This window comes from Microcoleus sp. T3_B1, assembly GCF_036700445.1.
Classification (GTDB): domain Bacteria; phylum Cyanobacteriota; class Cyanobacteriia; order Cyanobacteriales; family Microcoleaceae; genus Microcoleus.
Genome location: NZ_JAUBOX010000076.1, coordinates 22,272 through 38,525 on the forward strand (window position 1 = coordinate 22,272; position 16,254 = coordinate 38,525).

A 16,254-nucleotide genomic window follows, 5' to 3' on the forward strand; every position below is an offset into this window, starting at 1 on the left:
TCTTCCTAATTCCTTCTTCCTAATTCCTTCTTCCTAATTCCTTCTTCCTAATTCCTTCTTCCTAATTCCTTCTTCCTAATTCCTTCTTCCTTCTTCCTTCTTCCTAATTCCTTCTTCCTTCTTCCTAATTCCTTCTTCCTTCTTCCTTCTTCCTTCAGCCATAAAAAAGAATCAAGAAAGAAATTAAGATAAAGACAGACTAACATCCCTCATTCATCTGTTTAATCCGCAACAAAATATGCTGCTAACTTCTTCCTCAATTCCGTCGAAATTTTTGAGCTAGATTTTTCAGTCTATGCTTCGTCGTAGGCTTCCATATCCAGAAGGTGGAGATAAGGTTCAACCAGCTCCGGCCGCTGAAAAGCAAGCGATCGCAACAAATGCCAATCATTCAATCCCTCAAAAGGATCTGTATAATCGTCAACTTCCAAACGGACAGCCAATTCTGCCACGTCCTGAGAAGTAAGTACAGCAATATCGCGCGATGCTTTGGTTAAAGTTTTCATTTTTTTCCCCTGCCCGAGACTTCCGCCATACTATATACTAAACCTTTAATCAGATTTCGACACAGTTTCTACAACAAAACTTCGCATTACCTCTATAACTTCCGGCAGAATCTCGTGTCCCATGTTAAATTCTCGATACTGCACCGCAGCTCCCCAAGCCGTCAAACTCTCGCGCGATCGCGCAGCAGCACTAACGGGAACAATAGTATCTTGAGTACCGTGTACGATTAAAACAGGTGGCAAAGCACTCCCAGCAACTGGCGAAATCTGGTGTAAATAACCACTAAGACAAATTAAACCAGCTAGGGGCAAAGTCAATCCCACATCTAGAGTCATCGCTCCGCCTTGAGAAAAGCCACCTAAAATCGTGCGAGACAAAGGCACGCCCGTGGTGCTTTCCAAAGACAGCAAAAATTCCCTCAGCAATTGCCGGCTTTCTACCAATCCCTGAGCGTCTTTGCTTTGAAGGTTATACCACGCTTTGCCACTCATTACCTGGGGATGGGGAAAGGGGGCATCGGGAAACACAAACTGATAATCCGGCAAATTGAAAAAGGGTGCTAAGGAAGTCAAATCCCGCGCATTAGCACCCCATCCATGCAAAGCGACCATCAAAGCGACAGGTTTGCGCTCCGTTGTGGGCGGTATGCTAATAGATTGTAAAGACATCGTAGTTAATAATTGGTAATTTGGCCTTGCTACAATTATAAATTGTTACGACTGGTAAAACCCCAGATATTTGTTTTCGGTAATATTCCACTGGGAATTAGCACGCGCTTGCTAATAACTATAATAGTTGACTGTTGACTGTTGACTGTTGACTGTTAACTGTTGACTGTTAACTGTTGAAAGTAGAGTGCGACATCGCGCCTTTCCAAAGTAGAGTGCGGATAGTTCACCTTTTCTAAACAGGAATTAGGGAGCATCTCCTATTTGCAAAAACACTTCTTCTGGCTCCTTCTTTCTGCCTCCTTTCCTCCTGCCTCCTGCCTCCTGCCTCCTGCCTCCTGCCTCCTGCCTTCTGCCTCCTGCCTTCTGCCCCCTGCCCCCTCCTGCCTCCTATCTTCTGCCTCCTGTCTCCAATTTATAGCTGCGCTGCTTTCATTGAGATGCTCCCAGCAAGACTCCGCTAGAAGCGAGATTTGTTCCGCTAATTCCAATTGACCGAAAGCATCCAGGATACAAGCCCGCAGATTAATTTATGAAGAAACAAAAAACTTATATCCGATGAAAATTGCCCACCGAATTTATCCGTGGGGTCGCCTCTAAAATCTAAAATCTAAAATCTAAAATCGATTGACACCTACCGCAGGTAAAACCTTAGAAACAGATTGCTTAGACTGTTGCCGCACCGGCACCTCAATCCAGAATTCAGTTCCCTCTCCCGGAGCCGATACGCACCTGAGCGAACCGTGATGTTTGTCCACTATTTGATAGCAGATAGACAATCCCAAGCCAGTACCTTTGCCTACAGGCTTGGTAGTAAAAAACGGATCAAACAAACGTTTTTTTACATTCTCCGTCATGCCCGTTCCATTGTCAGCGATTCGCACGCATACACAATTAGAACTTAAGAGTTCAGTGCGAATCCGAATAGTAGGTAAAAATGCAGAGTTCGAGGCATTTTTTTCTAGCCTTTTTTGATTTTCTTCATCAGATAAAACATCAATAGCATTGCTTAAAACATTCATAAATACCTGATTCAATTGTCCCGCCCAGCACTCCACTAATGGCAAATTTCCGTATTCTTTGATAAGTTTAATGCCCGAAAAATCAGCTTTGGGTTTCAGCCGACTATCCAAAATCATCAAGGTGCTGTCAATGCCTTGGTGAATGTCAACCGACTTCATTTCAGCTTCATCCAAGCGCGAAAAATTCCGCAGAGAAAGCACGATCTGGCTGATACGTTCAGCTCCCATATTCATAGATTTTAGGATTTTAGGCAAGTCTTCACTGATAAACTCCAAATCAATATCTTTTAGTTTCGCTTGCACTTCTGGGGTTGGGTTCGGATATTGCTGCTGGTATATTTCCACAAGTTCGAGCAAGTCTCTAGTATATGCGCCTGTATGGATCAGGTTGCCAGAGATGAAGTTGACAGGATTGTTAATTTCGTGGGCAACTCCAGCCACCAACTGCCCCAAGCTGGACATCTTTTCAGTTTGGATGAGTTTAAATTGAGCTGCCTGCAAATTTTTTAGTGCTGTTTCTAGTTCAGCGGTGCGCTGTTTTAGTTGAATTGTACGATCGTACACTTGCTGTTCTACTTTTGCAGTACGTTCTAGAGACATCAACAGGTAAATCGTCAAGCTGCCAGTCATCAATAGCCCGATCGCACAAATTGCCAGCGAACCCTGATACGTCCTCATACTGTTGTACCCCTTTCCAGGCAAAACTAGCAGCCTCCACTGGCGGTCTGCTACGTTAAATAAGCGAGTGCAAGCACTAGGATTTTTACAGATTTTTCCCCGGATATTAGTTAACTCTGGCTTTTCGTGTTTTGGGTTATCTATCAACTGCTTAGCTTGTGAGTCGTAGCGCACCAGAAAGCGTTCTTTCTCTATAGCAGAGTCGTCATAGAGGTAAAAATTAATCTTGTCTAAATTTAGCGATTCTAAAGAGGAATCGACCATACTGGTGATCTGAAACAGACCCGCAATAACTCCCATTAGGTTTGGGCGGCCGTTGACCGAGTTATCTGCAGAAGTTGTGCGGCGGGGTACTGGTAGAAATACTTGCAATCCCGGTTGATTGTTGCTGACTAATCTAATTCGCGCGGAAGCGGCTATTTTCCCGGTATTCACCGATTTCTCTAAAGCTGTTTTGCGATCGGGGCTGGAGGCAACATCAAAACCGATCACTTTGTTATCTTCTTCTAGTGCTTCTCTGTAAATAATGGGAAAGTATTCCGATCGCACTTTTGCTTTGACCTGCTTTTTGTCAGGAGTTCGTTCGTAAATTTGAAATGTCGGAAAACCTTCGGCTCGAATTGTCTTTTCGTAAGCTGCTTTTTGGGCAGCCGGCACGCGCCGAATCCAGTTAACAGAATGTATAGCAGTATTTCGGGCAAGTGCAGGTTGAGCGAATTGCTTAAAATCTTCTCTGGTAACTTCAGTAGATGCCCTGTAGAATGCTTCAAGTGAGTACAGAACTTCTAAATTTTTGTTGATGCTTTGCTGCAATGTCACATTCAGGCGATCGGCTTGCTGATGAAATTCAGCTTGCATTCGTTGGTGTTCCGAATGCCACACAACGGCTGCTGCTGCCAAGGACAAACTCGTACCGGTGCAAAGAGTCAGCGCTGCTGGAATGTAACGACGGTGCGACTGTAAACTTTCGGTCAGCGAATTAAACCAATTGCTCGCAAGATTCATATTCCCACACCTTCTGCCACCGGAGTGCAATTCGTTTAAGGACTTGTGAAATTCCTTGATAGCACGAAGGACAGCGCACAAACGAGATTGTCTAAAAACTTACGATCGCAGCAATAGGACTTACCCTGAGAAACCCAATTTCTACGAAAATATTGGTGTGGTAACGAGAAAGTTGGGAAGAAACCGGGTTTCTTAGGAATAGTGCATCCACGACTGAGGAATTAAAACCAATTGTAACTAAGTGTAACGAACTCTGTTCCAATCTCGGCGTTCCCAACTTCCTGCCCCGGAAGAACCTGGGAACGAGAAAAAGCCTTGATCTGGTGGGGCGGGTACTCAATACCCGCCCCACAAAGCCAACTTAAAGGTGGAACCGCTTACAAAACAGTCCCTATTTCCTTCAAATAAACCCGTGTAAACGGTTCATCATCCCCCAGAGTATACTGTTCGATCAATCCCTGCCGGCGAAGAGAAATACTATTTCCTTCCCTCACCACAACAGTATCGTCATCAGTGCTTTCTCTGACCAACATCATCTCAGTTTCTCCCGGATTGTCCAGCACCACCATATTGCTGCCCCGATAAAACATTCCCTCAGCTTCCAAAATCTCTTCTGGATATTCAGCAATTAACAAATCGAGCTTGGGATTCCGCAGCAAACTTTGCAAGTTGAGATGGTAATTCTTATTCAAAACTTTTTCTGAACGGTTAACAAAAAGTCCACCGCGACAAACAGCACCGATTGTCCAATCGGGATGCTGCAACAGAATATGGTCGATGGTTTCTTGTAGGTCATGTACCGAAATTCTGTTGAAAGTAATAATCGGAATTCTGGCTGATTTTCCCGATTCAAAGAAAGTTTCGATAATATGGGAAGGCACATCAACTCCTTCGCCGACAGCGGGGTTGAGGTGCATAAAAATTCCCGGCGCGGCATTGATCTCGATAATCCCAAAATTGCCGGTTTTCCAAGATTTGGCGAGAGTTTCTGTTATGACATCAATCCCCAAACAAGTTAACCGAAAATGTAGGGCGATATCTTGAGCCAAAACAATGTTATCCGGGTGAATAGTGCGGGTAGCGTCGATGCTGATGCCGCCTGCGGAAAGATTAGCGACTTTGCGTAGATACACAGTGCGATCGCGAGTTGGCACACTATCCAATGACAGCCCTTGTTCTTCCAGATACATTTCCATCGCTTCGTCGGACTGAATTTTGCTCATCGCCGAAGTTGGCGTATCCAAACGTTCTGGTTTGCGGTTTTCACGGCGGATCAATTCGCGAATTGTTGAGTCGCCATCACCTGTTACGCAAGCGGGTCGGCGTTCAGTTGCAGAAACAAATTTGCCGTCCACGCACAGCAGCCTAAAATCCGATCCTTTGATGCTGTTTTCCACAATTACTCGCACCGGGTCTGTTTCGGGAATGGCCTTAACTGCTCTTTTAAAAGCTGCCTGCAATTCCTCGGCATCCCGGACATCTGCTGTTACGCCAATTCCTTTATGACCGACTACTGGTTTGATAGCAACTGGGTAGCCAATTTCTCTAGCAACTGCCAGAGCTCCGTTTTCTGTGGAGACGATATCGCCTTTGGGAACAGGAAATCCTAATGTAGCGAGAAAAGCTTTACAATCGTCTTTGCGCGTGGTAAAATCTGAGTCTAAGTGGCTGTCAGAATCAAAGGTAGTTGCAGAGCCACGAACCAGTTTTTTGCCGTACCCATATTGCATTAGTCCTTCATCCCACAAATAAAATGCGGGAATGCCTTTTTGGGATGCCGATCGCATTAACGAATAAACTGTCGGGCCTCCGTAAACTGACTGCCGGAACATATTTTGCAGCGCGCCCATTTGTGCTTCCAAGGGAAAGTCTTGATTTTGATTAATGGCTTCAAACCAATCCCAAACTGCGTACACTACTGCTCTGGCAGTGCGGGCGTGAAGTGCTTCTATGCTGATTCTGTTAAACTGAGAAAACGGCTTGATGTTCCAGTGTTGGAAGTGCAAACCCATGTCGAGTTTTCCTACTTCTGAGGCGGTACGGCCGAACAGTTGGGCATGGTTCGAGAAAGTTTCGTGCAGCAGTTGCGGGTAGCGCTCGCTAATAATTTCCTGGTAATGTGCGATCGGCAAAGGTTCGCTCGCCCCCGTCACCGCGAAATCAAAAACTAAAGCCGCGGTGTCTAAATAAGGGTTGGGCCCGATATAGTGTTTGAAGTTGAAAACATCAAAAATATCGGTTTTTCGAGCATTGACGCGGGCTGTTTCAGTGGTTTTTTCTTGCAGCATTTTCTAACCTCCTTTGACCTAATTTTTTACGGTAACTTTATAGTCGGTGCATGGGATACTACCTGCGGGCATAGATATTCCAGCAGTGAGACAAATACTCCGACCCATTCTGCCTTGAGTATTGCCCGAAAGGGGGAGTGGGAGAGTAGGGGAGATGGGGAGAGGGGGAGAGGGTGAGAGTGGGAAAATATTCCTTCTTCCTTCCACATCTGACTCAGCATAGATGACTAAGCATAGATAACTAAGCATTGATGACTAAGCATTGATGACTAAGCACTTATGACTAATGACTACTTCTTTCCCCCCTCCCAAAAAAAAGCTATAACTTTTGAGAGGTACACTCTGTACTTATAATTGTTTATGACAGTGAAAGAAAATTTAAGAGGCAGCAAATTATGAAGATCGCACAAACTGCTCTCAGGGAAAAAGTTCACCACTTAGCTGAGGAAGCATTTCACCGGAAGCTAATTTCTGGCTACGGTGATGGTCAAAACAGCAACGAATATCAGATTGTCTGGAACGGCAAACCCAGACACCTACCTTTAGAACGGGCGAGTACCATATTGAGCAATTTGATCGATCGATCGCACTAACGGGCGATCGGACTAATTGAGGACTTACGCTCATCAACCGGATTTCTACGAGCAATCAGAGGAGGATTAGCGAAGAATCGGATCAGAAACCGGATTGATCACCGCGCGCGCGTGGGCCCTGTAATTTAAGCTCATTTGTTGACCCCCCCTATCTCCTGTTAGGGGGGGTAAGTTTTTTGTGTCTGTCGATCATCGAGGATGAGTAAACTCCCATATCACCCTTGCTGTGTGCGCCCTGGAGGGGTAGAAGTCTGAGAGGTTTTTGGTATCTATATATACCTTTTGGCGGTTTTCGGAAAAAAGAAGTTTGTGTTTTAGTGAAATTATTAATAAATTAACAGTGGAGATAATATGGCGAGCAGCGAAATTCAGGGGAAGTTGCTAATTATTGGTGGTGCCGAAGACAAAGAGGGGGACTGCAAAATTCTGCGGGAATTCTTGCGCTGCGCCGGAGGCACTAAAGCCCGCATTGTAGTGATGACGGCTGCGACAAGCCTGCCGGGAGAAGTAGGAGATAATTACATCCGAGTGTTTGAGCGACTCGGCGCTGAAGATGTGCGAGTTGTTGACACCCAGAAACCGGAAGATGCCAACAATCCAGATTATTTAGAAGCGATCGAACAAGCGACTGGCATATTCTTTACCGGCGGAGATCAAGCGCGGATTATTAGCTGCTTGAAAGACACCAAACTCGACGCAGCTATGCACAAACGCTTCTCTGAAGGGATTATCATTGGCGGCACCAGTGCCGGCGCGGCGATGATGCCAGACGTGATGATTATTGAAGGAGACTCGGAGACAAATCCCCGCGTTGATGTGGTAGCAATGGGGCCGGGGATGGGTTTCCTTCCAGGAGTTGTCATCGACCAGCATTTCGCCCAGCGAGGTCGTCTGGGACGCTTAGTTTCGGCACTCTTGCTGCAACCGGCCGTGTTGGGATTTGGTATTGACGAAAATACAGCTATTTTAGTCCACGGTGACGAGTTGGAAGTCATTGGCGAAAGCGCTGTAACTGTCATCGACTCGTCGGAACAACTCCACGACAATCTGGAGGGACTGTTGAAGGATGAGGCTTTGGCGATTTGCGGGGCCAAGTTGCACATCCTCCCCCACGGATACCGGTTTAACTTGAAAACTCACCAGCCGGTGCTCCATAACGTAGCAATTACAGCAGAGAAAGAAAGGGCGATCGCCTAATTTACTTGCAACTGGCAAACATCTCAAAATTATGTAATACCAATTTTTTATGAGGTTGCATAGAATCCGATCCCCCCCTAGCCAAGAGGGCGGGCACGGGGAGTAGGGGTCGCACCGCCCCTACAAAGGGGGGGACAAGATTCTTCTCAAAGTCAACCCCTACTCCCCTTGTTAAGGGGGATTTAGGGGGATCGAGATATGTACAACTTCACATTAAATTGGTATAAGGTCAGCACTGCACACCTTACCCATTCTACCAAGTAGGATGGTTAAAAACCCAGTTGCTCTCTCCAAAAGTAATAAAAAGAAGAGGATTTTACCTCTTCTTTTATTGCTGCGGTTTCGGGTTTTTTAAGCACTTTTCTGTTCGCCAAAAATCGACTGCTGCCCTTCTGCGGTCGATATTAAATTCCACCCTTGAGTTCTCAGCTTCTGATATGTTGCCCATCCCTTAGAACCGCCCGGTTCCCGGTAGTCGGATACAGCGAACTGCGGAAAAGCTGTATAAGGCCGCCACCCCTGACGGGCATCGGTGCGTAAGTGCAATATCTTTTCTCCATTGCGTCCCAATCTGGGCAACCAACACATTTGTTTTAGCATTTTTAACACTCCAGAGTTTTACAGTAACGGTAATTCGCCAACATCCCACATTAAACTTTTAGAGCCTTAAGCCACTGCTCGGAATATCTAACGGGTAACAGGGACGAATGAGATTTTCACCAATTACCAATTACTGAGGTAGCAGCAGTCGTTAAAGCTGATGAAAGGTTCTACAAAGTTTACCAGTCAAAAACTATAAAACAAGTGATACCAAGACATAAGCAAAAATAATCATTGCTCTTCTCGGCTCAAACTTGGCTTAAAGTCGCAGGAAAACCCCGTTGAATAAAGGATTCATTTTTCGGGTTTCCCTTGCCTTACAATTACAAGCTCATCCTCGCTGTTTCCGCATAAAATGGCATCTTTCTACGGTATTATTCCTGTAGGCTAAAAAATGTTTCTTTAGTTACAAATGTTAAATGTTCACCACGATTTATCTAGTTATCAAAAGTTAAATTAATTTTCATACAATACTTCGGACAGTTTTTGATACCCACCGTATAATAAGGGTTTCAAGGCTCCACGGCAAGTTCGCTACCAACGGAAAATCTAGGGTTTCAGACTACTAACTAAAAACAGTCCCGACTATTTTTCATAAACAGCGCTTAATAATTTTTAGTTACTTTAACTACATTTTTGATTAAAATCAGGTTTCCGGGTGCCTAGGGGCGCACCTTACTCAATCGCTAGGGTTGGCACTACTAAATCCTCCGCGTGCGGTCCCAAGTACCTTACAACATAAGAGTTACAGGTTTAACTCTTAAGAACGATGGCGACAAATTTGCAAAATTGTAAAAATCAATACTAATCACACTTATAAGTTCTGCAAACAAGCTATTCATGGCCGCTGCAATTGAATTTAAACTCTTCGCTTCCAACAACAAAGCAGCTACACTGCTCGGCTTCTTTTCCTTTCCTTATGGCAAAAAAATCCCTTAGAAAAAAATGACAGAGGTTATTTCCGCACTAAAATTCAGGGCGTTGCTTAATCAGGGTATGAAAAAAAATAAGTTGAAAATCCCGAAGCTTTGTAGATACTGGTTTCTATGACTTGCATATTTAGCCTTTCATACCATAAATCAGCAACGCCCTGCAATGGTCTTTGTTGAAAAATCAGCCAAATCATGAGTTGTGGGAATACTACAAACACATGATTCGGCTGCGGCAACATTTGCCGGCACTTTATACCGACAATATTGAATTCATCCACGAAAATCCCGAAGCCAAAGTGCTGGCTTATTACCGCTGGAGCGATGAGGGAACGCGAGCAGTAGTTGTCGCTAATTTTTCGGATAATTATCTATCTGCTTACTGCATTCCTAAGTTTCCGGCTGGGGGAACTTGGCACGAGTGGATGTACAACAAAATAGTAGAAGTTGGGGAAGAAGGCTTTAAGTTTGATTTGCCGGAATGGTCAGCCCAAGTATTTGTTTGAGAGTGGGAGAATTATGTCTCCAGGCAGATGATGGGCGAAGTTGTACAACAGTAAATTGTATTTAGGATGGGCGCACCAAAGTCAAGAAACCGGGTTTTTCTACCGGGGCGGATGGCTGTAACGATACTTTTTTGTAAAAAAAACTCGGTTTCTGCATCCAAGAGTGCGATCGTAATTCCTGGTATTGAGAATAACAATTACAGGGCGACTTGCCAACCGTGAATTAACACGTGAATTAACACGTGAATTAACACGTTAATTAACACAAACTTTGTCGGAGGACAAACTCTATGGGCTGGCTAAAAAGATTGTTTGGTTTAGAAAAAAAAGACAATCAAGAAACAGTTGACGCTCCTGCTTACCAAGCACCTGTAGCTCAATCTCAAGCTCAAGCTCAACCTGCTGCGAGCGCTCAGACAATCCCGCCGGAACGCATGGGCTTGAACGGAGAATACGATCAAAGCGGTTTAGCTAAACGGGTGGCTCAGGCTTTCGATGCAAATCCAGATGTTGCGGATATTGAGACTGTTTATGTGGCTCAACTTGGCACTACGGTAGTTCTCAAAGGTACAGTTCCCAGTCAGGAAATTGTCAACAAGTTGGTGACAATTGCTAAAGGTGTTAAGGGTGCAACTGGGGTGGAAACTAATGAAGTTACTGTCGGCTAACGCGACGGTTATTTCTAACAGTTAGCAGTTAGCAGTTAACAGCTAACAGTTAACTGTTAACTGCTAACAGTCTTTTTTATCTATTATGGTTTAAAGAAAAAATATGGCAGGGGAAACCTTAGAACCTACTCGGGGTAAATTAGAACGGACTCTTTCGCAGGGAATTCAAGCTTTGTACCGCTCTCAACTCGGACACCCAACGAGTCAGGCGCTCTGCAATCTTTTGGATAACAAATTGATAATTGTTGTCGAAAATGGGCTTACTCAACCCGAAAAACTGCTGGCTCAGAACGGTCAGGAAGATTTGGCTTTGCAGGTGCGAACACAATTAGAATCTGTTCTGGAATTGCCACTGAAAGAATTAATCCAAAAGGTTTTGGGCGTGGGAGTCACTGATTTGCTCCGCGATGCGACCTTGGAGACAGGCCGCACTGGGACGATCGCAATTTTGGACTCTGCACCTCAAGTTCGTGATTCTAATTATAAATCTAAAACTCCACCAAAGCCAGTGGAGAGTTGATGTGCTGGCGGATAACTGTTTCTAAATCTTTGATGTTAAAAGGTTTGGAAAGGTATTCCACGCAGCCAGCTTGGAGAATTCGAGCGCGGTCTTCTGGTTTTGCTAGTGCTGTGACAGCAACAATCGGAATATGTCTGATCTCGGGGTTTTGTTGGGCGCGCTTTACTACTTCCATACCGTCTATATCCGGCAGGCAAATGTCGAGTACGATTAGATCGGGCTGTCTATCCACTGCTGCTGAAAGAGCTGCGTACCCGTCAACTGCTCCCACACACTCGCAGCCGAATAAATCGAGTATTTGTGTCAGCAGCTCTAAGTTGTCTGGATTGTCGTCTACAGCCAACACTAAAGGACGCTTATCAACCGGGGGTTGACCGCTAATAAAAGACGAGGATTCCAATTTATTGTCCCAATGAAGGTAGTTCATAAATGCCGATCGCAACCATCAAAAAATTTGTCTCCGAGGCATTCTTCAAGTGGCGCTGCGGCACTTGAAACAGATTGGCTCGTATTTGTAGCTCTCCCATGACCAGTTTTTGGTCTCACCCGATACAATATCCCTACAAGCTGCGTGCAAAACGACCGCAGTTGATTGATTCCATAGCATCTGCTTAATTCTACCTCTCCCAGCACCAATTACCAGGTGAGGCCCTCTTGGTGCGTCAGCCTTGGTAAAAATACGCAATAAATACGAAAACTCTTACCAAGAAAGCATCCTCGCTTAATAGCATTGAATAGTAGCGACAGCTTTTTAGGATATTAACCACATTAAACATGGGTTTCCATACAAGGATCTACCTAAAGGAAGATTCTAACCGATACTTAATTTTAATAACTTCCACCTGCTGAGAGATACTTGATTAGTCTAGTTTATACTTCAATGTTTTTAAGTAGTAATCATCACAATTTAAGCAAGTAAAAAGATTCTGTTTTTACTTAAGCTTTACCGGATATTAACCTAGGAGGTTTTAATGACAATTCCAATCAGAGACGACCTGACTTACATTTTGCTCAAAAAAATTGGTAGCGGAAACGGCAGGGGAGAGTCGGAAATTAGGAACGCAGCCGAAGAATATGTCGGTCACCCGGTGGCGGAAGCGGAATTGCTCGGTCATTTGGACTACCTCAACCAAAGGGAATTTATCAAAGCTCAGTTTAGTGGCGAGCCTTATGGAGGAGCTGAGTTAGTGCCGCCTTTAGTGGCATTTCAAGAAGCTGAGTTAACAGACAAAGGTCGCAAACTGTTACACAAAATGGAGACGAATCCTCCGACCTCGCTCCACCACGAAGGATCGGCAGTTCCTATCGCTTCAAAGGATATGCCGTTTTTGGAAAAAGTGATGGTAAACGGTCACTTGGAGGATATTTTTGATGCCCGCGACATTACCGAAGTAGTGTACCGGGTCATGCGCGATGTGATGACAAAAGACGCCATCGAGCACGTGGAATCTGAATTGCACAAAGAAGTTTTGCCTACGGATGACAAAACCCTGCAACAAGAAATAGCAGACCTCTGGAAAGATACCAATCCGCTGGTGGGATTGCTCAGCCGCATACGTCAACCTTTGACCGGCCCGCCTGCACCTGCGGGGATCGATGGCAATTTGTTTGCACGCAGGGTGGAACTAGAAGGCGCACTTCCTTCAGGAGTAAAACCGGAAACTGCGATCGCCGCTGTATTTTCGGCAACGAAGGATGAGCTGTCCGAGGAGCGAATTCAGGAAATAGCTGGCTTTTTGCCGGACAGAATTCGGGAAATTTGGGCGTCGGCTTAACGCCATTTTTCAGGTATAAATACTTACCAGCCGGGTTGACTAACCAGTATTCTCCCTCCAGAGGGCAGAAAACTGGTTGGTCAACCCGGTTTCTCTATAGCTTTTGTCTTGTAGCTGTGCAATTGCTTTGTAGTGAGGGCTTGAGTCCCGATCGAACTCGATCGAACTTGAGTCCTCACTAATTGTCACATCGCTCTTGCCTTGCCTTGTCATATCGTTTCCCGTTGCATCGGAATCATAAAATCGAGTCAACAGTCAACTGACAACAGTCAACAGTCAACAGTCAACAGTCAACAGTCAACAGTCAACCATCATTCCGGTATTACCGGAATTGATATAAGTGCTGTGAAAAACCCGGTTTATCACTGAAATTTGTCTAAAAAGTGGAAATATCCCCAGAAACAGAGTTTCGCGCTCTTGGGTTGGGTCAAGCCCCTAGACGGAACGAAAGTATTGTAATGTATAATACAGGGCAAGTTAAGACTGTGGCTCGCAAAAATGCTGTCAACAGCCCGGGAGCTCAAAAGCGATGACCCGCACCAAAGTTACACAAATGTCACGATCGACTTTAGAACAAGAGATTTTACTCAATCGAATTACCAATCGCATCCGTAACTCTTTAGAACTCCAAGAGATTTTGACCACCACTGCGCGAGAAATCCGCAGCTTTTTAGAAAGCGATCGAGTAAAAGTTTATCGCTTTGAGGCCGACGGTAGCGGGGAGGTCATTGCTGAGTCCATCAACGGCGACAAGTTGCCCTCGATGCTGGGTTTGCGCTTTCCACCAGGCGACATTCCCCAGAGTGCTCGGGAAATGTTTCTCAAAGCGCGGCAGCGAGTGATTGTAGATGTGGAATTGAAGCATCAAACAATTAATCGGTTAGATTGTCCCGAAAGCGGCAAAACTTTAGCAGTTGAAGATATTAGCTATCGTCCTGTAGACCCCTGTCACGCTGAATATCTGAAGGCTATGGGGGCACGTTCTTCTCTGACGGTGCCGATTTTGCATCAAAATCACCTTTGGGGACTGTTGGTGTCTCATCACAGCCAACCGAAACGGTTTAGCGATCGAGAATTGAAAATGGTGCAGTTGCTTGTGGATCAACTTTCAATTGCGATCGCCCAATCTTTTCTGCTGAGTCAAGCTAGACAGCAAGCGCGTGACGAAGCCGTTATCAACCAAATTACCAGTTTGCTGCATTCTCCTTTGGAACTAAACGAAATTCGGAAAGCAGTTCTCGAACAAACTGTCAAGCATTTGCGTGGTTCAGGAGGGCGACTCTACCTTGCAGCCGAGTTTGGCGATCGGCCCGCTTTGCTTTATACCTGTGGCCAGCAGCCCGCAGACATTGACCTTGAACTCAGCCCGTTTTGGCAGCAGATTATGTGGAGGGCAAACCAAGACGAGCCAGCACAAACTGCTAATCAGAAAAGCCAATTAGGTATTTTTGAAAATCTATATTCCCAGCATTACAGTTCAATTGACAGCAATATTTCCAGTTTTCTCGTACCGCACTTGTACGCAATTTCCGATATTTCTAAAGAACCTCAACTCAAATCTGTATCTGCCAATTTAGTCGCAGCTTCCATTCGATCATTTTTGGCAGTACCGCTGCAATACCGCCAACAGTGCATCGGCTGTCTCACCGTTTTTCGCAGCCCTATACAAACCGAAATTTTGTGGGCGGGCCGTTGCAGTTCGGACGCCCGGAGCGATCGTCCCCGACAGTCCTTTGCAGCTTGGAAAGAAATCAAAACAGGCGAAGCTCAAAAGTGGACTAGCGAGGAACAGAAGCTAGCACAATCTTTAGGAACTCACCTGTACATGGCTGTAATGCAGAGGCGCGTCGAGGCCATGATCCGACATCAAGCTTCTCACGACCCCTTAACTGGTTTACCTAATAGATTACTGTTTAATGAAAGGCTGTCTTTAGCTTTAGCTAGCGCTCACCAAAATGGAGAAATGCTGGCGGTAATCTTTCTAGATTTAGATAGATTTAAAAATGTTAACGATACTCTCGGTCACCCAGTGGGCGATTTGTTGCTGCAAAGTGTATCTCGGCGTTTGACTAACTGTTTGCGCGTCGGGGATTCGATGGCTCGTTGGGGCGGCGATGAATTTACTGTGCTGCTGTACAATATCAACACCCCGGAGGAAGCAACTAAGATTTGCCAGTTAATTATCCAGAGTTTAAGCAGTCCTTTTGATTTTGATGGTTTGGAACTTTATATTAAGGCGAGCTTGGGAATTGCTTTGGCTCCTTACGACGGAGAAGATGCAGAAACTTTGCTAAAAAATGCTGATGCTGCGATGTACAAAGCTAAACAGAAAGGTCGCAATAATTATCAGTTTTACACGCAGGCGATCGGCAGTAAAGTCTCCGAGGATCTTAACTTAGAAAATCATCTTTACAAAGCTCTAAACAAATCTGAGTTTGTCCTGTACTATCAACCGCAAATAAATTTAAATACTGGCAAAATAGTGGGCATGGAAGCTCTGATTCGCTGGGAGCATCCCGAACGCGGTTTGATTCCTCCCGATCGATTTATTCCCTTAGCTGAGGAAACAGGATTAATCTGCCAAATTGACGAATGGGTGATGCGGACTGCTTGCTTGCAAAATCGAGCGTGGCAGTTACTGGGATTGCCGCCGATGCGGATAGCGGTGAATTTATCAGCCCGCCAGTTTCTGCAACCTCATACGGTACAAATCATCGCTGAAATTTTATCAGAAACCAAGTTAAATCCCGAATATTTAGAAATAGAAATTACCGAGAGCATTGCCATGACAGATGTGAGCTTTACGGTGTCGGTATTGCAGCAGTTGCAGGACATGGGAATTCACATTTCTCTGGACGATTTTGGCACGGGTTATTCTTCGCTGTGGTCTCTGAAAAACTTTCCGCTCAATAATTTAAAAATAGACAAATCTTTCGTGGCAGATTTGGTGACGGGCAGCAGCGGTGCTACTATTGTGAAACTGGCGATCGCCTTGGGACAGGGCCTGAATTTACAGGTGATTGCTGAGGGAGTGGAAACAGCAGAACAGTTGGCTTTTTTGCGATCGCATAAGTGCGATATGGGTCAGGGTTACTTCTTTAGCAAACCAATACCGGCGGCGGCTATAACCCAATTGTGCCTAGAAAATCAATCGGGGAACAAACAAAAGCTTCTCTTTTGAGCGATATCTGTAGGGACAAAGGCTTTCGCCGTTTCCGGCGCGGAGCTAGTCCCTAGGTAGCGAATAAATAGACAAAATGATACACTTATAGACAAATATGCGGTGTACCATTTTGTT

Annotated in this window: 15 protein-coding genes; 7 read left to right on the forward strand and 8 right to left on the reverse strand. The window is 45.1% G+C overall.

All coding sequences use genetic code 11. The annotated features are described in order from the left end of the window. Nucleotides 1–47: 47 nt before the first annotated feature. From QT990_RS28275 to QT990_RS28295, 5 genes are all read right to left on the reverse strand, one after another. Complete coding sequence (locus QT990_RS28275) at nt 48–206, reverse strand: hypothetical protein (RefSeq protein WP_333145107.1); 159 nt, start codon at nt 204–206, stop codon at nt 48–50. 87 nt (nt 207–293) lie between these two features. Then, nucleotides 294–506, reverse strand: coding sequence for a protein IsiD (gene isiD, locus QT990_RS28280; protein ID WP_006632739.1), 213 nt, complete (start codon nt 504–506; stop codon nt 294–296). A gap of 45 nt (nt 507–551) precedes the next feature. After that, on the reverse strand, nt 552–1,175 hold the full coding sequence (locus QT990_RS28285; protein ID WP_333145106.1) for an alpha/beta hydrolase: 624 nt from the start codon (nt 1,173–1,175) through the stop codon (nt 552–554). A 617-nt stretch (nt 1,176–1,792) separates the two neighbouring features. Continuing rightward, nucleotides 1,793–3,880: a CHASE domain-containing protein gene (locus QT990_RS28290; protein WP_333466041.1), complete on the reverse strand. Its 2,088-nt coding sequence runs from the start codon at nt 3,878–3,880 to the stop codon at nt 1,793–1,795. A 377-nt stretch (nt 3,881–4,257) separates the two neighbouring features. After that, nucleotides 4,258–6,168 (reverse strand): ATP-binding protein, encoded by a 1,911-nt coding sequence (locus tag QT990_RS28295; protein ID WP_333310348.1) that lies wholly within the window; start codon nt 6,166–6,168, stop codon nt 4,258–4,260. 395 nt (nt 6,169–6,563) lie between these two features. Between QT990_RS28295 and QT990_RS28300 the strand changes: the two genes are divergently transcribed. Beyond that, nucleotides 6,564–6,761 (forward strand): hypothetical protein, encoded by a 198-nt coding sequence (locus tag QT990_RS28300; protein ID WP_333057913.1) that lies wholly within the window; start codon nt 6,564–6,566, stop codon nt 6,759–6,761. Between the two features lie 351 nt (nt 6,762–7,112). Continuing rightward, nucleotides 7,113–7,958, forward strand: a complete 846-nt coding sequence (locus tag QT990_RS28305) for a cyanophycinase (protein ID WP_333145103.1) — start codon at nt 7,113–7,115, stop codon at nt 7,956–7,958. Between the two features lie 351 nt (nt 7,959–8,309). On the opposite strand, the gene QT990_RS28310 is transcribed toward QT990_RS28305, so the two are convergent. Further along, on the reverse strand, nt 8,310–8,558 hold the full coding sequence (locus QT990_RS28310) for a hypothetical protein (protein ID WP_333145102.1): 249 nt from the start codon (nt 8,556–8,558) through the stop codon (nt 8,310–8,312). A 1,105-nt stretch (nt 8,559–9,663) separates the two neighbouring features. Between QT990_RS28310 and QT990_RS28315 the strand changes: the two genes are divergently transcribed. The 3 genes from QT990_RS28315 to QT990_RS28325 all read left to right on the forward strand — a co-directional run bounded on the left by QT990_RS28315 (nt 9,664) and on the right by QT990_RS28325 (nt 11,181). After that, nucleotides 9,664–9,993 (forward strand): alpha amylase C-terminal domain-containing protein, encoded by a 330-nt coding sequence (locus QT990_RS28315; RefSeq protein ID WP_333466042.1) that lies wholly within the window; start codon nt 9,664–9,666, stop codon nt 9,991–9,993. A gap of 290 nt (nt 9,994–10,283) precedes the next feature. Then, on the forward strand, nt 10,284–10,661 hold the full coding sequence (locus QT990_RS28320) for a BON domain-containing protein (RefSeq protein WP_333284051.1): 378 nt from the start codon (nt 10,284–10,286) through the stop codon (nt 10,659–10,661). 103 nt (nt 10,662–10,764) lie between these two features. Next, entirely contained in the window at nt 10,765–11,181 is a 417-nt protein-coding gene (locus QT990_RS28325; RefSeq protein ID WP_333466043.1) for a DUF2294 domain-containing protein, read from the forward strand. Here QT990_RS28325 and QT990_RS28330 read toward each other — a convergent pair. Together QT990_RS28330 and QT990_RS28335 are read right to left on the reverse strand one after the other, a co-directional pair. Further along, nucleotides 11,150–11,608, reverse strand: a complete 459-nt coding sequence (locus QT990_RS28330) for a response regulator (protein WP_333145097.1) — start codon at nt 11,606–11,608, stop codon at nt 11,150–11,152. The genes QT990_RS28325 and QT990_RS28330 overlap by 32 nt on opposite strands. Beyond that, nucleotides 11,583–11,708 (reverse strand): hypothetical protein, encoded by a 126-nt coding sequence (locus QT990_RS28335; protein ID WP_333104665.1) that lies wholly within the window; start codon nt 11,706–11,708, stop codon nt 11,583–11,585. Before QT990_RS28335 ends, QT990_RS28330 begins: the two co-directional genes overlap by 26 nt. 444 nt (nt 11,709–12,152) lie before the next feature. Here QT990_RS28335 and QT990_RS28340 point away from each other — a divergent pair, with 444 nt between their 5' ends. Together QT990_RS28340 and QT990_RS28345 are read left to right on the forward strand one after the other, a co-directional pair. Then, nucleotides 12,153–12,956, forward strand: coding sequence for a DUF2267 domain-containing protein (locus QT990_RS28340; protein ID WP_333145096.1), 804 nt, complete (start codon nt 12,153–12,155; stop codon nt 12,954–12,956). A gap of 529 nt (nt 12,957–13,485) precedes the next feature. Then, the gene (locus QT990_RS28345; protein ID WP_333145095.1) at nt 13,486–16,137 is read left to right on the forward strand and encodes an EAL domain-containing protein; all 2,652 of its coding nucleotides are present in this window, start codon (nt 13,486–13,488) and stop codon (nt 16,135–16,137) included. The last annotated feature ends 117 nt before the right edge of the window (nt 16,138–16,254 follow it).